Below are 21,217 nucleotides of genomic sequence, written 5' to 3' on the forward strand. Positions count from 1 at the left end.
CCCGAAGCTATTTGTCGAAGGGTTTCACAAATGTGATCTTAGGCTCTTTGACCGGACCTTGAATCCGATAATGCACGCTGGCGAAGCGCGCAACGCGATCGCCGATCAGACGATCGACCAGGAACAATGCCCCACCCACCGCCGGAGCACCGACGATCAACGCGGCCAGTGGCAGGTTGTTGGTAACCGGCAGGGTCACCTGCAGATTGGCGTCGATGCGGTCACGGACCAGATCGAGCGTACCGTCGAGTTCGAAATTGCTCGAAGGTCCGGTCACCGCGATCGGCTTGCGGGTCACATAGACGCCTTCGCTGGCCACCAGCAAGCCCTTGACCCGATCATAGGCCAGGCCCTGACCGAACAGATCGGTGAAGTCCAGGCGCAGACGGCGACCGATCGAGTTGAAATTCAACAGGCCGAATACGCGAAGAGCTTGGGCACCGCCCTCGACCTCGACGAACTGCCCGGTGCGCAGTGCAGCATCGAGGCTTCCCGAGAAGCGCTTGAGACTGACCCAGGCTGGCGAGCCTGGCCAGCGACCGTCGACGTCCATGCGGAAGCTGCGGCTGGTGACGGTCGGCGCAAAGCCCCAGGCCTTGAGCACATCACCGAGATTCGCGCCCTGCACGCGGCCTTTGTACCAGCTGGCGCTGCTGTCGGGCGTGCCCTCCCAGCCCGCGCTGCCATCGACACGCAGGCCCTTCAGATCGAGGTTGATGTCATTCACCGAAACGCCGCGTGCCGTTGGGCGTAGCTTGACCGCCGCGCTGCCGAACAGATCGTCGCCGCGGTAGAGCTTGTCGATGCTCAGGTCGAGCATGGGCGCCTTGCGTGGATCGAAGGAGGCCAGCGGGTCCGGCGCATCGTCGGCCGCTTCCTGCTGCGGATCGGCCGGAGGCAGACGCAGGGTCTGCAGCGTGACCACCATCGGCGCTGCCTTGGCGTCAGGCAGGCGGGCGTTGCCCATCACTTCGCGGCTGTCCACCCGCAGGTCCCAGGCGCTGGCCACCCGCGCCAGTCGCACCACGGCCTGATTGAGTTCGGTGCCGAAAGCACTCAGCCGGCCGATGCTCAAATCGACGCTCTGCAAGGTCTGGCGCGCGCTGCCGTCAGGCTCCTGCCCGGCATATTTGCTCATCTGCTGCTGCCAGGGCTCCAGGTCCAGCGTCTCCAGCCGGCCCCGCACTCGCAGGCCTTGAGCACCGGGTACGCTGGCCGACCCACCGCCGAGCACCAACTCGCCGCGGCCCTGTTCGGGCTTGTCCAAGGTGGTGGCATAGGCCAACTGCGCCAGGTCGGCATACCGCGCATCGAAGCGTCGCTCGGCGCCTTGCAGGGTCATGCCGAAGCTGCTGTCGCGCACCGTGGTCATGGCCTTGCCGAACGGCGGCGGCAAGTCGATGATCAGCCCCTTGAGCGACGAGTTGATGTCCAGACGGTTGTCACGACTGCCAAGGCTGAGTTGCAGTTGGTAGGGCAGATCGCCCGAAGCCGGCAATGGTTGCTTGAACTGCAGCCACTCGGTCAACGCCTTGAGTGCCACCTGACCGCTGGCCTGGATACGGGTCTGGATCTGGCCGCCCTGCCCTTCGGCGAAAATCTGCGCCGAAACCGGTTTGCCGAAGGCCTGCAGGCTGATGTCCTTACCGCTCAAACCCTTGTCCAGATCGAAGCTGAAGTCGCCCTTGAGGCGGCTCAACTCAAGCGCAGGCGGCTCCACTTTCAGTCGCGCATCTTGGGTGGCGAAATCGACGTTCACCTTGGGCTGCATGCCGTGCTCCAAGGGAATGTCCAGCTTGACCTTGCCCCGCAGCGGACCCTCGCCCTCCCAGCCGGCGAAGATCTCGCCAGTGCCGATGGGCGCCTGCTTGAGGATCTTCAGACCGTCGCCCAGGCTGCCGTCGAACTTGCCGTCCAGATACAGGTGGCTGTGCTGGTCGCCCTCGACGTGAGGAATATCGACGCGCACATCGCTGACCTTGGTATCGAGCAACAGGCCCTGGTTGGCCTGGATATGCACGCCGCTGTCCTGAATGCGCACCTTGCCGTCCACCTGCCGCACCTGCGGCCAGCCGGGCTGGAAATCGAGGGTGGCGTCGTGGACGTCGAAGAACAGGCTGATGCTGCGCGAATGGTCCGGCGCATCGTGGTTCAACGAACCCTGGTACTGGAAATAACCCTCGTCGACCGCGCCTTTGACGATGGCGCTGCGCAACCACTGGTCCAGCGCCGGGCTGAGCACCTGCGGCAGGTACTTGGCCGTGTAGCGCCCGTCGCCGTCGGTCAGACCGACGCGCAGGTCCATGTAGTCGGCCTGTTGCTCGTGGAAACGGAAGCGAATGAGGAAGTCAGCGGCGATCTTGCCTTCATCGCCGAGCACTTTGATGTAGGGCGCGATCAGGGTGAAACCGTCGTCGTCCAGCGCCCAGGTCAGCCGAGCATTGGCTTTCTGGTAGTGCCAGGGCTTGGCGAAGATCGGGTAGAGGTGAAGCATGAAGGCATCGCTGTCCAGGCGCAGCTCGCCCTGGCCCAGGTCGCCGCTGATGCTGCCGCTGACATTGCCGGCCGCCGGAGCGCCGTGGTAGGCGTCGAAACCGACATTGTCGAGGTTGGCGGCGAACGCCAGGCGTTGGTCGCCTTCGGCCTGGGGGCGGATGTCGAGCCGCACGTTGCGCAGGGCACCGGTAACTTTCAGCGCATCGACTACGGTCATCAGTTTGTCGGGCAGTGGCGCCAGTGCGTCGATCAACGGGGTGATCGGCGTCAGGTCGAGGCGGTCGGCCTGAACGTGCCAAGTGTCGCCTGAGTCATCCGTAGCGGGTGCTTGCTGCGCCTGCAGGTGGCTCTCCCAGCGAGTGTCGCCGATGTTCGCCGCCAGCGAATCGACCACCGCCTCGTACCCTTCTCGCCCTTGGCGAACCCAGGCCGACAGGGCCAGATTGTCCAGGGTGATCATCTTGCGGTCCGCGTAGGCACCTCGCAATGTCGGTGCGTTGAGCCGAACGACGCCGCGCTGCAAGCGCCCTTCGCGCCAGTCGACCCAGAACTCGCCGCCTGCACGCAGGGTCTTGGCCCGCCATTGGCCCAGCACACTGGGCGGCAGCCAGCGCGCCCAGTCGCTCTGCGGCAGGCTCAGATAGGCTTGGTAGTCGCCTTCGCGCCAGGCCTCGGGTCTGGCGCGACTGCGCAGGTTGAGCGCCAGAGGCTGGCCGTCCGGCAGCGTTGCCTGCAGTTCCAGAGACTGCCGCGCGGGACTAGCCTGCAGACCCAGGCTGACATAGGTCAGGGTGAGAGGGTCGCGTCCAAACGGCTGGAGGGTAACCTGACTGTCGAACACATCGACCCGCCCCAATTGACGCAGGCGCTGCAGCACCTGGGCGGCATCGAACGGTTCGTCATCCTTTTTCGGCAGCCCTTCCAAACTCCACTCGCCCTGAGGATTCTCGCGCAGGATCACTTGCAGGCCGCCAAGCTGAATGTGCGCCAGACGCACTTCGCGGGCCTTGAGGCTGGCCCACAAGTCGGGTACCAGCTTGACCTCGTCCAGGCGCAGCGCCGACGCCCCCTCACCCAACTGCAGATCGCTGACCCGCAGCACCGGTGCCAGGCCGCTCCAGCGTCCCTCCAGGGCGCCGATATGCACGGGCATGCCCAGCGCCTGCTCGGCCTTGTCCTGCAGCTCGTTACGGTATTCGGCCACCAGCGGCGTCAATTGTCGGCCGAGACTCACATACAGCGCGAGCAACACGACCAGCAGTGCGCAGAGGCCAAGGCCCCACCGGGTCATCGCGCCCAGGACGCGGTTCAGACGTCCCATGGCCAAGGCCCTCCGAGTCGTCCATCAACTATGGCCGCACCCGCAGATTTCGCCACAGCACGGAGGTATTCAGCGCGAGTCAGAGCAGCACCACATCATATTGTTCCTGGGAATACATGGACTCGACCTGGAAGCGAATGGTTCGCCCGATGAACGCTTCCAGTTCGGCGACGTTACCCGACTCCTCATCCAGCAGCCGATCGACCACCTTCTGATTGGCCAGCACCCGATAGCCCTCGGCCTGGTAGGCGCGGGCCTCACGCAGAATCTCGCGAAAGATCTCGTAGCAAATGGTTTCCGGGGTTTTCAGCTTGCCGCGCCCCTGGCACGCCTGGCAGGGCTCGCAGAGCACCTGCTCGAGGCTCTCGCGGGTGCGCTTGCGGGTCATCTGCACCAGGCCCAGCTCGGTGATGCCGATGATGTTGGTCTTGGCGTGATCGCGCTCGAGCTGCTTCTCCAGCGTGCGCAGCACCTGGCGGCGGTGCTCCTCATCTTCCATGTCGATGAAGTCGATGATGATGATGCCGCCGATATTGCGCAGGCGCAGTTGTCGGGCAATGGCCGTGGCCGCTTCCAGATTGGTCTTGAAGATCGTCTCTTCGAGGTTGCGATGGCCGACGAAGGCGCCTGTGTTGACGTCGATGGTGGTCATGGCCTCCGCCGGGTCGACCACCAGATAACCACCGGACTTCAGCGGCACCTTGCGCTCCAGCGCGCGCTGGATCTCGTCTTCGACACCGTAGAGGTCGAAAATCGGCCGCTCGCCCGGATAGTGCTCGAGGCGGTCGGCGATCTCAGGCATCAGCTCGCCGACGAACTGCGTGGTTTTCTGGAAGGTTTCCCGGGAATCGATACGGATCTTCTCGATCTTCGGGTGGACCAGGTCTCGCAAGGTGCGCAGTGCCAGGCCCAGGTCTTCGTAGATGACGGTGGGCGCGCCGCAGGTCTGGATCTGGCTGGCGATCTGCTCCCAGAGGCGGCGCAGATAGCGGATGTCCTGCAGGATATCCTCGGCCCGCGCGCCTTCCGCAGCGGTGCGCAGGATGAAACCGCCGGCGTCCTTGAGGTTTTCCTGGGTCATGGAGTCGCTGACTACCTGTTTGAGGCGGTCACGCTCGGCTTCGTCTTCGATCTTCAGCGAGATGCCGACATGGCTGCTGCGCGGCATGTACACCAGGTAACGCGAGGGAATCGACAACTGGGTGGTCAGGCGCGCGCCCTTGGTGCCGATCGGATCCTTGGTCACCTGCACCACCAGGGCCTGGCCCTCGTGCACCAGGGCGGTGATGGTCTCGACCGCCGAGCCTTCGCGTTGGGAGATTTCCGAAGCATGGATGAACGCTGCGCGCTCCAGACCGATGTCGACGAAAGCCGCCTGCATACCCGGCAACACCCGCACCACCTTGCCCTTGTAGATATTGCCGACGATACCGCGGCGCTGGGTGCGCTCGACATGCACTTCCTGCAATACGCCGTTTTCCACCACTGCCACGCGTGATTCCATCGGGGTGATGTTGATCAGGATCTCTTCGCTCATGGCAGCTCTCGTCAAAGGTCTTCGGTAATCATGGATGGCGGGCGCACGTCTGGCCAGCGTTAAGCGGTTTCCTCATGCTGCCAGCAGGGAATGGCGAACTGTTCGAGCAGCTCGGCGGTTTCGCTCAGGGGCAGGCCGACCACGGCCGAGTAGCTGCCGGCGATGGCGCTGACGAATACCGCGCCAAGGCCTTGGATGGCGTAACCACCGGCCTTGTCCACAGGCTCGCCGCTGGCCCAGTAGCGCCAGGCTTCGTCGAAGGAGATGGCGCGAAAACGCACCTGAGTGGCCACGCACAGGCTCAGCGAGCGTTGGCCATCGGTGAGCGCCACGGCCGTGAGCACCTGGTGCTCACGGCCGGACAGATCGCCGAGCATGGCCAGCGCATGCTCGCGATCGTCCGGCTTGCCGAGGATCACGCCGTCGAGCACCACGGCAGTGTCGGCCCCGAGCACCACGCCGGGCGCCGACAGCGTGGCGAAACCGGCTGCGGCCTTGGCCCGTGCCAGACGCTCGACATAGGCCTGGGGCGCTTCGGCGGGCAACGGCGTTTCATCGATGGGGGCGTGGACCCGAGTGAACGGCACGCCGATCTGGGCCAGCAGCTCGCGCCGACGCGGCGAGCCGGAGGCCAGGTACAGTTGGGTCATGTGGACATCTCCCTGTCAGTGACGACGCGTCAGTGGATGTGCAGGCGTCGGCGCAGGCCACGCAGGGCGAAGCTGATCCAGGGCCAGAGCAAGGCACTGATCACCGCCGACCAGACCAGCGCCAGGGTCGGCAGGCGGTTACCGGTCAGGGCGCTGAGCCACAGCTGGATCAACTGGGCGATGCCGAACACCACCAGGATCACCAGGCTTTGCTGCCACATGGGGAACATGCGCAGGCGCTGCTGCAAGGACAGCACCAGGAACGTGATCAACGTGAGAATCAGCGCGTTCTGCCCCAACAGGGTGCCATACAGCACGTCTTCGGCCAGCCCCAGGACGAACGCGGTGGTCATGCCAACCTTGCTCGGCACCGCCAGTGTCCAGAACGCCAGCAACAAAGCGAGCCACATGGGGCGAAACACTTCCATGAATTGCGGCATCGGCGTGACGCTGAGCAACAAGCCGATGACGAAGGTCAGCCAGATCGCCCAGCCATTTCTGCTACGGGTACTGACCATCATTCACTCCGCGGCTGGGCCGGCGCTGCTGGCGTGGCGGCCGGATGAGAGGTGGACGAGCCGTGCGCCGGCGCCGAGGAACCAGACGCGGCTGGAGCATGGCCCTGCGCGTCGCCGGTCGAGGCCGGCGCTTGGCCGGTCGCCGCGCCCGGATGAGCGTCCTTGGCGCCCTGGCGATCGGCCTCCTCCTGTGCCATGGCCGCGTCCGTGGCGCGTTGCTCAGGCGTGCGCCGATCGCTGAACACCAGCAGCATGTAGCGACTGCGATTGAGCGCGGCGGTGGGGATGGCACGAACGATGGCGAAGGGCTGCCCGGAGTCGTGGATCACTTCGTTGACCGTGGCCACCGGATAACCGGCCGGGAAACGCTGCCCCATGCCGGAGCTCACCAGCAGATCGCCTTCCTTGATGTCGGCGGTGTCAGCCACATGGCGCAGCTCCAGACGCTCCGGATTGCCCGTGCCGCTGGCGATGGCGCGCAGGCCATTGCGATTGACCTGGACAGGGATGCTGTGGGTGGTGTCGGTGAGCAGCAGCACCCGCGAGGTGTAAGGCATCAGCTCGACCACCTGGCCCATCAGGCCGCGCGCATCGAGCACCGGCTGACCGAGGAACACGCCGTCGCGCTCGCCCTTGTTGATCAGGATGCGATGGGTAAACGGATTGGGGTCGACGCCGATCAATTCGGCCACCTCGACCTTCTCGTTGACCAGCGCGGACGAATTGAGCAGTTCGCGCAGGCGCACGTTCTGTTCGGTGAGTGCAGCCAACTTCTGCAAACGCCCCTGCAACAGCAGCGCTTCGGTCTTGAGTTTCTCGTTCTCGGCAATCAGTTCGGTGCGGCTGCCGAACTGCCCGGCCACGCCTTGCCACAGACGCTGCGGCAAATCGGTGACCCAATAGGACTCCATCAGCACCAGCCCCATCTGACTGCGCACCGGTTTGAGCACGTCGAAGCGCGAGTCGACCACCATCAGCGCGACCGACATCACCACCAGCACGAGCAGACGAACGCCCAGTGAAGGGCCCTTGGAGAAAAGCGGTTTAATGGGCCGTTCCTCGTGGACGACGATTCAGGCGGTCATTGCACAGGGTCAATGCAACCACCTGCCTGCGGGTTGACGGAAACGACGCCCAACGGACGCCAGCCCAGCGCATACAGGTAGCACTGTGTGTGCCACCTGTAAACGGGGGGATTTCAGCGAACAGCGAACGGCACGCGACTCACTCGCTGGAGAGCAGGTCCATGGCGTGCTTGTCCATCATCTCCAGCGCACGACCACCGCCGCGCGCGACGCAGGTCAGCGGGTCTTCGGCGACGATCACCGGCAGACCGGTTTCCTGGGCCAGCAGCTTGTCGAGGTCGCGCAGCAGGGCACCACCACCGGTCAGCACCAGACCGCGCTCGGCGATGTCCGAGGCCAGTTCCGGCGGCGACTGCTCCAAGGCGCTCTTGACCGCCTGAACGATGGTCGCCAGGGACTCCTGCAGCGCTTCGAGCACTTCGTTGGAATTCAGCGTGAAGGCACGCGGCACGCCTTCGGCCAGGTTACGGCCGCGCACATCGACTTCGCGGATTTCGCCACCTGGATAGGCGGTGCCGATTTCCTGCTTGATGCGCTCGGCGGTGGATTCGCCGATCAGGCTGCCGTAGTTGCGACGTACGTAGGTGACGATGGCTTCGTCGAAGCGGTCGCCGCCGACGCGAACGGACTCGGCGTAGACCACACCGTTGAGCGAGATCAACGCGATCTCGGTGGTACCACCGCCGATATCCACGACCATCGAGCCGCGCGCTTCCTCGACCGGCAAGCCGGCGCCGATGGCGGCGGCCATGGGTTCTTCGATCAGGAACACTTCGCGGGCACCGGCGCCCAGCGCCGATTCACGGATGGCGCGGCGTTCGACCTGGGTCGATTTGCACGGGACGCAGATCAGCACACGAGGGCTGGGCTGCAGGAAGCTGTTTTCGTGAACCTTGTTGATGAAGTACTGCAGCATCTTTTCGCAGACGCTGAAGTCGGCGATCACGCCGTCCTTCATCGGACGAATGGCGGCAATGTTGCCAGGTGTACGGCCGAGCATGCGCTTGGCTTCGGTGCCGACGGCCACGACGCTTTTCTGGTTGCCGTGGGTACGGATGGCAACGACCGAGGGCTCATTCAGGACAATACCGCGCTCACGCACGTAAATAAGGGTGTTGGCAGTACCCAGGTCGATGGACAGATCGCTGGAAAACATGCCACGCAGTTTCTTGAACATGGGAAAGTGACCCTGGGGAAAGCGTGGGTAAAAAAGTGCGGCAAACTCTAACAATGGCAGGGATTTTGGGCAAGGAGCCAATATGGTAAATTGGCAGTTTTTCCGAGCACGCCAGCCGATGATCGCGGCCGTATGACCGCCAGAATCCTGGCATGTTCCTCAATACGGAAGCATTCTGTTTCTGTTTTTCCTGGAGATCCCCATGGCGCTTGAACGCTGTGACGTGGAAAAGATCGCCCATCTGGCCCGCCTGGGTCTCAATGAAGGCGAACTGCCACGTATTACCGATGCCCTGAACAGTATTCTCGGGCTGGTCGACCAGATGCAAGCCGTCGACACCACCGGCATAGAGCCGCTGGCCCACCCGCTCGAAGCCACCCAGCGCCTGCGTCCCGACCAGGTGACCGAAAGCAACCAGCGTGATCGCTACCAAGCGGTGGCACCCTCGACCGAGAACGGTCTGTACCTGGTTCCGAAAGTCATCGAGTAAGGGATAGAACCTGCCATGCATCAACTCACTCTGGCCGAGATCGCCCGCGCCCTCGCCGACAAGTCGTTTTCCTCCGAAGAGCTGACCCGCACGCTGCTGGCGCGCATCCAGCAGCTCGACCCCCAGCTCAACAGCTTCATCAGCATCACCGAAGAACAAGCCCTGCAACAGGCCCGCGCCGCCGACCAGCGGCGCGCCCAGGGCGAGACCGGTGCGCTGCTGGGCGCTCCCATCGCCCACAAGGACCTGTTCTGCACCCAGGGCGTGCGCACCAGCTGTGGCTCGAAGATGCTCGACAGCTTCACCGCGCCCTATGATGCCACCGTGGTCGCACGCCTGGCCCAGGCCGGCATGGTCAGCCTCGGCAAGACCAACATGGACGAATTCGCCATGGGCTCGGCCAACGAGTCCAGCCACTATGGCGCAGTGAAAAACCCGTGGAATCTCGAACACGTGCCTGGCGGTTCCTCTGGCGGTTCGGCCGCCGCGGTGGCCGCTCGCCTGCTGCCTGCTGCCACCGGCACCGACACCGGCGGTTCGATCCGCCAACCGGCGGCCCTGACCAGTCTCACCGGTCTCAAGCCTACCTATGGCCGGGTTTCGCGCTGGGGCATGATCGCCTACGCCTCGAGCCTCGACCAGGGCGGCCCGATGGCCCGCACCGCCGAAGACTGCGCGCTGTTGCTGCAAGCCATGGCCGGCTTCGACCCGAACGACTCCACCAGCGTCGACGAGCCGGTACCCGACTACAGCGCCAACCTGAACGCCCCGCTCGAGGGCCTGCGCATCGGCCTGCCGAAGGAGTACTTCGGTGCCGGCCTCGACCCGCGCATCGGCGAATTGGTGCACAACAGCGTCAAGGCGCTGGAAAAGCTCGGCGCGGTGGTCAAGGAAATCAGCCTGCCGAACATGCAGCATGCCATCCCGGCCTACTACGTGATCGCCCCGGCCGAAGCCTCCTCCAACCTGTCACGCTTCGACGGCGTGCGCTTCGGCCACCGCTGCGAAAACCCCAAAGACCTCACCGACCTGTACAAGCGCTCGCGCGGCGAGGGTTTCGGCCCTGAAGTGCAGCGCCGGATCATGGTCGGCACCTACGCCCTGTCGGCTGGCTACTACGATGCCTACTACGTCAAGGCCCAGCAAATCCGCCGCCTGATCAAGAACGACTTCATGACGGCCTTCGAGCAGGTCGACGTGATCCTCGGCCCGACCACGCCGAACCTGGCCTGGAAACTCGGGGCCAAGAGCAGCGATCCGGTCGCCGCTTACCTCGAGGACGTCTACACCATCACCGCCAACCTGGCGGGCCTGCCGGGCCTGTCGATGCCGGCCGGCTTCGTCGATGGCCTGCCGGTGGGCGTGCAACTGCTGGCCCCGTATTTCCAGGAAGGCCGCCTGCTCAACGTCGCGCACCGTTACCAGCAAGTCACCGACTGGCACACCCGCGCCCCCAACGGCTTCTGAGGAATTCACACATGCAATGGGAAGTTGTGATCGGGCTGGAGATTCATACCCAGCTCGCCACCCAGTCGAAGATTTTCTCCGGCAGCGCCACCACCTTCGGCTCCGAGCCGAACACCCAGGCCAGCCTGGTCGACCTCGGCATGCCGGGTGTGTTGCCGGTGCTGAACCAGGAGGCAGTGCGCATGGCGTGCATGTTCGGCCTGGCCATCGATGCCCAGATCGGACCGCGCAACGTGTTCGCGCGCAAGAACTACTTCTACCCCGACCTGCCCAAGGGCTACCAGATCAGTCAGATGGAGCTGCCGATCGTCGGCAAGGGCCACCTGGACATCGCCCTGGAAGACGGCACGCTCAAGCGCATTGGCGTCACCCGCGCTCACCTTGAAGAGGATGCGGGCAAGAGCCTGCACGAAGACTTCAACGGCGCCACCGGCATCGACCTCAACCGCGCCGGCACGCCGCTGCTGGAGATCGTCTCCGAGCCGGACATGCGCAGCGCCAAGGAGGCGGTGGCCTACGTCAAGGCCATCCATGCGCTGGTGCGCTACCTGGGCATCTGCGACGGCAACATGGCCGAAGGTTCGCTGCGCTGCGACTGCAACGTGTCGATTCGCCCGAAAGGCCAGGCCGAGTTCGGCACTCGCTGCGAGATCAAGAACGTCAACTCCTTCCGCTTCATCGAACGGGCGATCAACAGCGAGATCCAGCGCCAGATCGACCTGATCGAGGACGGCGGCAAGGTAGTCCAGGAAACCCGCCTATACGATCCGAACAAGGACGAGACGCGCTCCATGCGCAGCAAGGAGGAAGCCAACGACTACCGTTACTTCCCCGATCCGGACCTGCTGCCAGTGGTCATCGAGCCGAGCTTCCTCGACACCGTTCGCGCCTCGCTACCGGAGCTGCCGACGCAAAAGGTCGAGCGCTTCCAGAACCAGTACGGCCTGTCGCCGTACGACGCCAATGTGCTGGCCAGCAGCCGCGAACAGGCCGACTACTTCGAGCAGGTGGCCAAGATCGGCGGTGACGCCAAGCTGGCGGCCAACTGGGTGATGGTCGAGCTGGGCAGCCTGCTGAACAAGCTGGGCGTCGAGATCGACCAGTCGCCGGTCAGCGCCGAACAGCTCGGCGGCATGCTGCTGCGCATTCGCGACAACACCATCAGCGGCAAGATCGCCAAGACCGTGTTCGAGGCCATGGCTGCAGGTGAAGGCGATGCCGACGGCATCATCGAAAGCAAAGGCCTTAAACAGGTCACCGATACCGGTGCCATCGACAAGATGCTCGAAGACGTGCTGGCCGCCAACGCCGAACAGGTCGAGCAGTACCGCGCCGCCGATGAGGCCAAGCGCGGCAAGATGTTCGGCTTCTTCGTCGGCCAGGCCATGAAGGCCTCCAAGGGCAAGGCCAACCCAGGGCAGGTGAACCAACTGCTCAAGGCCAAGCTCGAAGGGTGACCTTCGCAGGAGCGGCCTCGCGCCGCTCCTGCAGGTTCTGCGCCTCACCTGCCAGCACCGGAGCACCCGATCTACCCATGTGTTCGATCATCCGTTTTCTACCCCTCGCGGTGCTCGCCGTCCTCGGCGGCTGCGCCAACCACGCCGTCGATCCGCGCGGCTACGACGAAACCGGCACGGCCTCGTACTACGGTGCACGCCACCACGGCAACCGCACCGCCAGCGGCGAACCCTTCAACCAGCATGGCCTGACCGCCGCCCATCGCTCCCTGGCGTTCGGCAGCCGGGTGCTGGTGACCAACCTGTCCAACCAACGCAGCGTCGTGGTGCGTATTAACGATCGCGGCCCGCACACCCGCGGCCGGCTCATCGACCTATCCCGGGCTGCCGCTGAAAAAATCGGCATGCTGCGTAGCGGAACGGCGCGCGTGCGGGTACAAGGATTGAGCGACTGACCTGACGGGAGCTGTACCATTTTCGACCTAGCCACCCTTCCCACCTTCAGCCTCCTGCAATTGGGCCTGGGCCTCGTGCTGCTGGTGCTCGGCGCCGAGCTGCTGGTACGCGCCGCCTTGCGCCTGGCGGTGCGCCTGCACGTCAGGCCACTGATCATCGGCCTGAGCCTGGTCGCCTTCGGCAGCACCGCGCCACAACTGACCGTCAGCCTGCAAGCCGCCTACCAGGGCGCGCCTGACGTGGCGATCGGCAGCGTGATCGGCAGCAACATCTTCAATGTCCTGGTGATCCTCGGCCTGGCCGCACTGATCATCCCGCTGCGCGTTTCGCGGCAACTGGTGCGCCTGGACATTCCGCTGATGATCGCCGCCAGTGCGCTGGTGTACCTGCTGGCCGCCAACGCAGAGCTGGGCCGTTTCGAAGGCCTGTTGCTGCTGTTGGGATTGCTCGGCTACCTGGGCATGCTGTGGCATCAGTCACGCCACTACGCGCGCACCTATCCGGCCCCGGACACAGCCCATCGCAGCGCCGCACGCTTCTGGAGCTTGGCGCTGTTGCAGGTGATCGGTGGGCTGGTATTGCTGAGTCTGGGCGGGCATCTGTTGTTGCAGGCGGCAGTCGAGGTCGCCACCGACCTGGGACTGTCGGAGCGCGTCATCGGCCTGACCGTGGTCGCGGTCTGCACCTCATTGCCGGAACTGGCGGCGGCGTTGATCGCCGCCTTGCGCGGGGAGCGCGAGATCGCGGTGGGCACCGTGATCGGCAGCAATCTGTTCAACCTGCTGGGCGTGTTGGGCCTGACGGCGCTGATCACGCCCGAGCCGCTGTCGATCTCGCCCAATGCCCTGGACTTCGACTTGCCAGTCATGCTCGGCGTCGCGGCGCTGAGCCTGCCGGTGTTCTATTCCGGCTATCGCATCACCCGCGCCGAGGGCCTGGTGTTCCTAGCGCTGTACCTGGCCTACGGCCTGCACGTGGTGGCCTTCACCACAGGCCTGCCGCTGGCCGAACGCCTGGAACGACTGATGCTGCTGTATGTGCTGCCGGTGCTCGGTGCCGTGCTGCTCTACACCACCGTTCGCGCCTGGCGCCGACAGCACTGAGCAGCCCGCTCGGCAGGATCAGGCGCCGCTCTGACGGCGCTTCTTCAAGCGAAACGCTACCCACAGTGCGGCAATCCACAAGGGAATCAACAGCACCGAAATGCGCACCGGCGGCGTCAGGTACATCACCACGAGGATCAACACGATGAAGGCCAGGCACAGGTAGTTGGTCAACGGGTGTCCCAGGCTGCGGTAGAACGGCACGATGCCCGCCGCCTGCTTGGCCTTGCGGAACTTCAGGTGGGTGATGCTGATGCTCGCCCAGTTGATCACCAGCGCCGACACCGCCAGGGCCATCAGCAAGCCGAACGCTTCGCCCGGCATCACATAGTTGATGACCACGCACAGGCCAGTGGCCAGCGCCGAAACGCCCAGCGCCACCAGCGGCACGCCGCGTCGATTGACGGTGAGCAGTTGACGCGGCGCGTCGCCTTGGCTGGCCAGGCCAAACAGCATGCGGCTGTTGGCGTAGACGCAACTGTTGTACACCGACAGCGCCGCGGTGAGCACCACGACGTTGAGCACGGTCGCCACCACATCGCTGTCCAGCGCGTGGAAGATCATCACGAACGGGCTACCGCCCTGCACCACCTTCTGCCACGGGTACAGCGCCAGCAGCACGGCCAGGGCACCGATGTAGAAGATCAGGATGCGGTAGACCACCTGATTGGTGGCCTTGGGAATGCTGCGCCGCGGGTCGTCCGCTTCGGCAGCGGTGATGCCGACCAGCTCCAGGCCGCCGAAGGAAAACATGATCACCGCCAGCGCCATCACCAATCCGGTGATGCCGTTGGGAAAGAACCCGCCGTACTGCCACAGGTTGGCCACGCTGGCATCCGGGCCGCCATGCCCGGTACTCAGCAACCAGGCACCGAAGCCGATCATGCTGACGATGGCCACGACTTTGACCAGCGCGAACCAGAACTCCATCTCGCCATAGACCTTCACCTGGGTCAGGTTGATGGCGTTGATCACCACGAAGAAGATCGCCGCCGTGGCCCAGGTCGGAAACGTGGGCCACCAGTACTGCACGTAGATGCCCACCGCCGTCAGTTCGGCCATGCCGACCAGCACGTAGACCACCCAGTAGTTCCATCCGGAGACGAAACCTGCGAACTCGCTCCAGTAGCGATGGGCGAAGTGGCTGAAGCTCCCGGCCACCGGTTCCTCGACCACCATTTCGCCGAGCTGGCGCATGATCAGGAAGGCCATCAGCCCGGCGATCGCATAACCCAGCAGCACCGAAGGGCCAGCCAACTGGATGGTCTGGGCGATACCCAGGAACAGGCCGGTACCGATGGCACCGCCCAACGCGATCAGCTGGATATGGCGGTTCTTCAGCCCGCGTTGCAACCCCTCGGGCGTGCTCTGGTCTTGCATGAAGTGTCCTTTGATGGCGAAGTTCTTGTGATTGAGGCTAGGGTGCCGACGGCTAGATCCATCCGCCCCACTGCAGGATGAAGATGCCGATATTGGTGGTGATCGCCGCCATCAACGTGGTGATGACGATGATCGAGGCGGCCAGTTCATGGTTGCCGCCGGCCGCACGGGCCATGACGTAGCTGGCCGCAGCGGTCGGGCTGCCAATGTAGAGGAACAGGATGCCCAACTCGGCCCCGCGGAATCCGCAGAGCCAGGCACCGAGCGTACCGAACAGCGGCAGCCAGACCATCTTCACCAGGCTGGCATCCACCGCCAGCTTGCCGCTGTCGCGCAGCGCCGCTAGCGACAAGGTGCCGCCAATGCAGATCAGCGCCAGTGGCAGGGTCATCTGCGCCAGGTAGTCGCCGGAGGTGAGCAGCCAGTTCGGCAGCGGCACCTGAGCGTAGGCCATGGGCGTGGCCAGCAGCACGCTGAGGATCAACGGGTTGCTGAAGATGCTCTTGCACAGGCTCCACGGATCGGACTTGAGGCTCGGGCTGTACACCGCCAGCACCACGGTCGACAGCGAGTTGTACATCAGGATCACCAGCCCGGCCAGCACCGCGCCGAGGGAGATACCGTAGTCGCCATACAGGCTGGCGGCCAGCGCCAGGCCGATCACCCCGTTGTTACCGCGAAAGGCGCCCTGGGTATAGATGCCACGATCCGCAGGCGGGCTGCGCCAGATCGCCAGTCCCCAGGACAGGCCGAAGCCGAGCAAGGTGGCGACGATGAAGTAAAGGATGACGCCGGGCTTGACCGCCGAAGACAGGTCGGCGTGATAGATGCCCAGGAACAACAGCGCCGGCATGCAGGCATTGAACACCAGCGATGAGGCGACTTTGATGAAGTCGTCGTCGATCAGGTGAATGCGTCTGAGCAGCACGCCCAGGAACAGCATGGCGAAGACCGGTGCCGTGATGTTCAGCGTCTGGATGAGAAGGGCGAGCATTGCCACGATCCTGGAAGGGGTTTGCCGTTTAGGGCGCTGATGATACGCCAACGGCCGGTATTTGCGGGGATCGCGGGGCTGTAGGAGAGAAACTTCTGTCAGATTGGCAGATCTGACCTGCGCAGAATGGGCCCGGTTGGCGCAGTCCTGGCGGGCTGCACCCACCGGGCCAGTAGGCCGCCTCAGCGGCGCACAGGGCGCTTCTGCAACTTGCGCTGCAAGGTGCGTCGGTGCATGCCCAGCGCCCGCGCCGTCGCCGAGATGTTGCCCTCGTGCTCGGCCAGCACGCGCTGGATGTGCTCCCACTGCAGGCGATCAACCGACATCGGGTTTTCCGGCACCAAGGTGTCCAGGTCGGCATGCTCGGACAGCAGCGCCGCCAACACATCGTCGGCGTCGGCCGGCTTGCACAGGTAATTGCAGGCACCGCGCTTGATCGCTTCCACCGCCGTGGCGATGCTGGAATAACCGGTCAGGATCAGCACGCGCATTTCCGGGTCCAGCTCCAGCAACTTGGGCAGCAGCACCAGGCCCGAATCGCCGTCCATTTTCAGGTCCAGCGTGGCGTAGTCGGGCAGGTCCTGCAGGGCCAGTTCCAACCCGGCCTCGGCACTGGACGCTGTGCTCACGCGAAAGCCGCGGCGGCTCATGGCGCGCGCCATGACGCGGGTGAAAGTGGCGTCGTCATCCACCAGCAGCAGGTGCGGCAGCTCTTCGCTTTCGATCTGGTTCTCGTCGCTCATCGTTCATCTCCTCGCGTGCCATGGGGCAGGCGCAGCTCGGTCAGGGTGCCGCCCTCTTCATGACTGTAGAGTTTCACCGAGCCCCCCGCGCGGGTCACGCTGGCCTTGCTCAGGAACAGGCCCAGGCCGAAGCCTTTGCCCTTGGTGGTAAAGAAGGGTTTGCCAATCGCCTCGGCAATGGCCACCGGCACGCCGGGGCCATGGTCGCGAATGCTGATCAGGATGTCCTGGGCGTCCCAGTCCAGGCGCACTTCCAGATCGTCCGGGCAGGCATCGGCGGCGTTGTTCAACAGGTTGAGCAGCGCCTGGGTCAAGTCCGGAGGCGGCGTCAGCGATGGCACCTGACCGTCGCGCAGGCGCTGGAAGCGGTAGCTGGCCTCAGGACGCATCAGGTGCCAGCGGTTGAGCGCCTCGTCGAGCCAGGCCGTGACCTCCTGCTCGGGCACGTTCATGCGCCGATTGGCTTCAGCGGCGCGCACCAATTGCTGCAGGGTCTGCTTGCACAGCTTGACCTGGTCCTGGAGCACAGCGAGGTCTTCCTGCAACTGCGCATCGCTGTGGTCCTGGCGCATCTCGTTGATCAGCACGCTCATGGTCGCCAACGGCGTACCCAGCTCATGGGCAGCGCCGGCCGCCTGGGTGGCCACGGCCAGCAACTGCTCGTCGCGCAGGCTGTCTTCGCGGCGCTCGGCACGCAATTGCTCCTGTCGACGCAACTCCTCGGCCATGCGTGCGGCAAAGAAGGTGATCACCGCAGCCGCCAGGGCAATGCTCAGCCACATGCCGTAGACCTGCATGGTGTCGCGCGCCAGCGGCAGCGTTTCCAGTGGATAGAACTGCACCAGCAGCAGACTGTAGGCGACCAGCGCGATGCCCGACAGCAGCAGCGAATAGATCCACGGCAGGGTCACCGCCGCGATCGCCAACGGCACCAGGTAATAGGACACGAAGGGGTTGGTCGAGCCACCGGAGTAGTACAGCAGGGCGCTGTGGATGAGCAGGTCGCAGGCCAATTGCAGGGCATACTCGAGCTCGGTCACCGGTAAGGTCAGGCGCAGGCGCAGGGCGGTGAAGGCACACAGCAGGGACGACAAGGCCAGGGTGGCGGCCAGTGAGAACCACGGCAGCGGCAGCAGCTCGGTCCAGTAGGCGACGCCCACGGAACCTGCCTGGGCAGCCAGAACCAGAATGCGGATGATGGTCAGGCGCCAGAGGTTCTGACGCGTGGCGGACATCGGATGTGCGGGGGCGAGCATGAGCTCTCCTGATGAGTGCTCCAGGACAATCGGCTGGAGTATACCGAAGCCAGGCGCTGGCCTGCAGCCATGCGGCAAACCGCCACAGGTTTCGCGCGTGCCATACTCTGTCACAAAGTCGTGATGGCATCGTTGAACCCACGGCCCGCTTTTCCAGTCTGAACGGCCATGCGGGACGCGACTGTTCCCCGCGCCTTCCATCCAAGGAGTGATACATGCAGATTTCCCGTTGCAGCGCCGCGTTCGCCCTGTCCTGTGGCCTGTTCGCCAGCCTGCCGGCCTTCGCCGCCGACGAGCCGCGTTACAACCAGGTCTCGCTGCGCGCCGAAGTCAGCAAGGAAGTGGCCCGCGATCTGATGGTCGTCACCCTCTACAGCGAAGCGCAGGACAACGATCCGGGCAAGCTCGCCAAGCAGATCACCGAAACCATGAACAAGGCCGTGCAGCAGGCGCGCGACGTCAAAGAGGTGAAGATCAGCCAGGGCAGCCGCAACAGCTATCCGATCTACGACAACAAGGGCCAGAAGATCACCGGCTGGCGCGAGCGTGCCGAGCTGCGCCTGGAAAGCGCCGACTTCCCGGCCCTGTCCAAGCTCACCGGCGATCTGCTGCAAACCCTGAAAATGGGTGGCATGGACTTCTCCATCGCCCCGGCTACGCGCAAGGCCAGCGAAGACGACCTGCTCAAGGAAGCGGTCAACGCCTTCAAGGCCCGCGCCCAGTTGGCCACCGAAGCGCTCGGCGGCAGCGGCTACAAGGTGGTCAACCTCAACCTCAACAGCAGTGGCTACCCGCGCCCCTACCTGCGCAGCGCGCCGATGGCAATGAAGGCCATGGCCGCCGACGAGGCCGCCCCTTCGCCTGACGTCGAGGCGGGCACCAGCGAAGTCAGCATGAATGCCGATGGCCTGATCGAAGTGCAAATGCCCTGATCTGGGCGTGCACTCAACGCAACCTCGGGGCCGCATTGCGGCCCCGATCGTTTGACGCCCACAGCCAACATCAACCTGCCTTACCCCGCCCCATCACTACCCATCCGAATGCCCCTACGCACTTAGAGCGCGCATCCTACATCCCCATTCCCGCCGAAACATGTCGCAAAATGCCGGTTTTTTTGTTGCGCAAACGTTCAACCACGGCAAAAGTTACAACAATGCGACATCCATGTACGCGCGTGCCACCTTTCCGGGACCGGCCATCCTGTTGAGTGTTGCAATGGGTATAGCCCCTGCATAAGTATCCGCAGGTCGGCTCACGAGGCCGCCTCAACTCAAAAAATGACAACAATGAGGCCACCATGCTCAAACACGCAGTCATTCCGTTTCTGGTAGGCGCAGGCCTGCTGGCTGGTGCAGCGCCCACCGCGCTCGCCGCATCCAACCTGGTGTTCTGCTCCGAAGGCAGTCCCGCCGGCTTCGACCCCGGCCAGTACACCACCGGAACCGACTTCGACGCCTCGGCCGAACCGCTGTTCAACCGCCTGACCCAGTTCGAGCGTGGCGGCACCGCCGTCATTCCAGGCCTGGCCACCACTTGGGACGTTTCCGAAGACGGCAAGACCTACACCTTCCACCTGCGCGAAGGGGTCAAGTTCCACACCACCGACTACTTCAAGCCCAGCCGTGAATTCAACGCCGACGACGTGCTGTTCACCTTCAACCGCATGCTCGACAAGGACATGCCGTTCCGCAAGGCGTACCCCACCGAGTTCCCGTACTTCACCGACATGGGCATGGACAAGAACATCGCCAAGCTGGAGAAGCTCGACGACCATACCGTGCGCTTCACCCTGAACACAGTGGACGCCGCCTTCATCCAGAACCTGGCCATGAGCTTCGCCTCGATCCAGTCCGCCGAATACGCCGAGCAGTTGCTCAAGCAAGGCAAAGCGCCCGACATCAACCAAAAGCCGATCGGCACCGGGCCGTTCGTGTTCAGCAAGTACCAGAAAGACGCGCAGATCCGCTACAAGGGCAACAAGGACTACTGGAAGCCCGAGGACGTGAAGGTCGACAACCTGATCTTCGCCATCACCACCGACGCCTCGGTGCGCATGCAGAAGCTCAAGAAGAACGAGTGCCAGGTCACCCTGTTCCCGCGCCCAGCCGACATCCAGCCGCTCAAGGCCGACAAGAACCTGAAGATGCCCGAGCAGGCCGGCTTCAACCTCGGTTACATCGCCTACAACGTGATGGACAAGATCAAGGGCAGCAACGAGCCCAATCCCATGGCCCAGCTCAAGGTTCGCCAGGCCCTGGACATGGCGGTGAACAAGGCGCAGATCATCGAGTCGGTGTATCAGGGCGCCGGGCAACTGGCGGTCAATGCCATGCCGCCGACGCAATGGTCCTACGACACCACCATCAAGGACGCCCCCTACGACCCGGAAAAGGCTCGGCAACTGCTCAAGGAAGCCGGAGTCAAGGAAGGCACCGAAATCACGCTCTGGGCCATGCCGGTGCAACGCCCCTACAACCCCAATGCCAAGCTGATGGCCGAGATGCTGCAATCGGACTGGGCCAAGATCGGCATCAAGGCCAAGATCTTCACCTACGAGTGGGGCGAGTACATCAAGCGCTCCAAGGGCGGCGAAAACGGCGCCATGCTGATCGGCTGGAGCGGCGACAACGGTGACCCGGACAACTGGCTCGGCACCCTGTTCGGCTGCGACGCCCTGGAAGGCAACAACTTCTCCAAGTGGTGCTACAAGCCCTACGACGACCTCATCAAGCAAGCCAAGGCCACCTCCGACCAGGCCAAGCGCACCGAGCTGTACAAGCAGGCGCAGCACATCCTCAAGGAACAGGTGCCGTACACGCCCATCGCCCACTCCACCGTCTATCAACCCATGAGCATCAAGGTGCAGGACTTCAAGATCAGTCCATTCGCCCTGAACGCGTTCTATGGGGTGAGCGTGGAGAAGTGAGGCAGCGCCAGCCCTCTGTGCGCAGAGGGCTGGCGTATTCCAGGCAGTGCGACGGCCACGCCCGGCCATCTGCCTGAAGCCACACCGCACCGTCAGCGATACCACACCCGTGATTCGTTTTCCTGCTACCGCGAGGGCCAGGAACGGAATTCTGTTGCCGC

17 protein-coding genes are annotated in these 21,217 nt (G+C 64.1%); 7 read left to right on the forward strand and 10 right to left on the reverse strand.

The window, feature by feature from the left end; genetic code table 11:
- Positions 1 to 7 precede the first annotated feature (7 nt).
- The 6 genes from GKC70_RS19385 to mreB all read right to left on the reverse strand — a co-directional run bounded on the left by GKC70_RS19385 (position 8) and on the right by mreB (position 8,784).
- Complete coding sequence (locus GKC70_RS19385) at positions 8 to 3,817, reverse strand: YhdP family protein (RefSeq protein WP_342649621.1); 3,810 nt, start codon at positions 3,815 to 3,817, stop codon at positions 8 to 10.
- 79 nt (positions 3,818 to 3,896) lie between these two features.
- Positions 3,897 to 5,354, reverse strand: coding sequence for a ribonuclease G (gene rng / locus GKC70_RS19390; RefSeq protein ID WP_039575586.1), 1,458 nt, complete (start codon positions 5,352 to 5,354; stop codon positions 3,897 to 3,899).
- 59 nt (positions 5,355 to 5,413) lie between these two features.
- Positions 5,414 to 6,004, reverse strand: coding sequence for a Maf family protein (locus GKC70_RS19395; RefSeq protein ID WP_342649622.1), 591 nt, complete (start codon positions 6,002 to 6,004; stop codon positions 5,414 to 5,416).
- Between the two features lie 29 nt (positions 6,005 to 6,033).
- On the reverse strand, positions 6,034 to 6,522 hold the full coding sequence (gene mreD / locus GKC70_RS19400) for a rod shape-determining protein MreD (RefSeq protein WP_039575581.1): 489 nt from the start codon (positions 6,520 to 6,522) through the stop codon (positions 6,034 to 6,036).
- Positions 6,522 to 7,511, reverse strand: coding sequence for a rod shape-determining protein MreC (gene mreC, locus GKC70_RS19405; RefSeq protein WP_342649623.1), 990 nt, complete (start codon positions 7,509 to 7,511; stop codon positions 6,522 to 6,524). Before mreC ends, mreD begins: the two co-directional genes overlap by 1 nt.
- A 235-nt stretch (positions 7,512 to 7,746) precedes the next feature.
- On the reverse strand, positions 7,747 to 8,784 hold the full coding sequence (mreB, locus tag GKC70_RS19410; RefSeq protein WP_039575577.1) for a rod shape-determining protein MreB: 1,038 nt from the start codon (positions 8,782 to 8,784) through the stop codon (positions 7,747 to 7,749).
- Between the two features lie 202 nt (positions 8,785 to 8,986).
- On the opposite strand from mreB, the gene gatC reads away from it, so the two are divergent.
- From gatC to GKC70_RS19435, 5 genes are all read left to right on the forward strand, one after another.
- A complete protein-coding gene (gene gatC, locus GKC70_RS19415) occupies positions 8,987 to 9,274 on the forward strand; it encodes an Asp-tRNA(Asn)/Glu-tRNA(Gln) amidotransferase subunit GatC (RefSeq protein WP_029613616.1) in 288 nt (95 codons plus the stop codon).
- Between the two features lie 15 nt (positions 9,275 to 9,289).
- On the forward strand, positions 9,290 to 10,741 hold the full coding sequence (gene gatA, locus GKC70_RS19420) for an Asp-tRNA(Asn)/Glu-tRNA(Gln) amidotransferase subunit GatA (protein ID WP_039575575.1): 1,452 nt from the start codon (positions 9,290 to 9,292) through the stop codon (positions 10,739 to 10,741).
- Positions 10,742 to 10,752: 11 nt separating this feature from the next.
- The gene (gatB, locus tag GKC70_RS19425) at positions 10,753 to 12,198 is read left to right on the forward strand and encodes an Asp-tRNA(Asn)/Glu-tRNA(Gln) amidotransferase subunit GatB (protein ID WP_039575572.1); all 1,446 of its coding nucleotides are present in this window, start codon (positions 10,753 to 10,755) and stop codon (positions 12,196 to 12,198) included.
- A gap of 77 nt (positions 12,199 to 12,275) precedes the next feature.
- The gene (locus GKC70_RS19430) at positions 12,276 to 12,653 is read left to right on the forward strand and encodes a septal ring lytic transglycosylase RlpA family protein (protein ID WP_342649624.1); all 378 of its coding nucleotides are present in this window, start codon (positions 12,276 to 12,278) and stop codon (positions 12,651 to 12,653) included.
- 60 nt (positions 12,654 to 12,713) lie between these two features.
- The gene (locus GKC70_RS19435; RefSeq protein WP_039575567.1) at positions 12,714 to 13,757 is read left to right on the forward strand and encodes a calcium/sodium antiporter; all 1,044 of its coding nucleotides are present in this window, start codon (positions 12,714 to 12,716) and stop codon (positions 13,755 to 13,757) included.
- Between the two features lie 18 nt (positions 13,758 to 13,775).
- On the opposite strand, the gene GKC70_RS19440 is transcribed toward GKC70_RS19435, so the two are convergent.
- From GKC70_RS19440 to GKC70_RS19455, 4 genes are all read right to left on the reverse strand, one after another.
- On the reverse strand, positions 13,776 to 15,137 hold the full coding sequence (locus tag GKC70_RS19440) for an amino acid permease (protein WP_116887619.1): 1,362 nt from the start codon (positions 15,135 to 15,137) through the stop codon (positions 13,776 to 13,778).
- A 52-nt stretch (positions 15,138 to 15,189) separates the two neighbouring features.
- Positions 15,190 to 16,131: an AEC family transporter gene (locus tag GKC70_RS19445; RefSeq protein ID WP_342649625.1), complete on the reverse strand. Its 942-nt coding sequence runs from the start codon at positions 16,129 to 16,131 to the stop codon at positions 15,190 to 15,192.
- A gap of 182 nt (positions 16,132 to 16,313) precedes the next feature.
- The gene (locus GKC70_RS19450; RefSeq protein ID WP_029613619.1) at positions 16,314 to 16,874 is read right to left on the reverse strand and encodes a response regulator transcription factor; all 561 of its coding nucleotides are present in this window, start codon (positions 16,872 to 16,874) and stop codon (positions 16,314 to 16,316) included.
- Positions 16,871 to 18,130 (reverse strand): ATP-binding protein, encoded by a 1,260-nt coding sequence (locus GKC70_RS19455; RefSeq protein ID WP_039575560.1) that lies wholly within the window; start codon positions 18,128 to 18,130, stop codon positions 16,871 to 16,873. Before GKC70_RS19455 ends, GKC70_RS19450 begins: the two co-directional genes overlap by 4 nt.
- A gap of 215 nt (positions 18,131 to 18,345) precedes the next feature.
- Between GKC70_RS19455 and GKC70_RS19460 the strand changes: the two genes are divergently transcribed.
- Together GKC70_RS19460 and GKC70_RS19465 are read left to right on the forward strand one after the other, a co-directional pair.
- Positions 18,346 to 19,062: an SIMPL domain-containing protein gene (locus GKC70_RS19460; protein ID WP_116887618.1), complete on the forward strand. Its 717-nt coding sequence runs from the start codon at positions 18,346 to 18,348 to the stop codon at positions 19,060 to 19,062.
- A 365-nt stretch (positions 19,063 to 19,427) separates the two neighbouring features.
- Positions 19,428 to 21,056: an ABC transporter substrate-binding protein gene (locus GKC70_RS19465; protein WP_342649626.1), complete on the forward strand. Its 1,629-nt coding sequence runs from the start codon at positions 19,428 to 19,430 to the stop codon at positions 21,054 to 21,056.
- Positions 21,057 to 21,217: the final 161 nt, after the last annotated feature.

Source organism: Pseudomonas sp. REB1044, assembly GCF_038813925.1.
GTDB lineage: Bacteria > Pseudomonadota > Gammaproteobacteria > Pseudomonadales > Pseudomonadaceae > Aquipseudomonas > Aquipseudomonas boreofloridensis.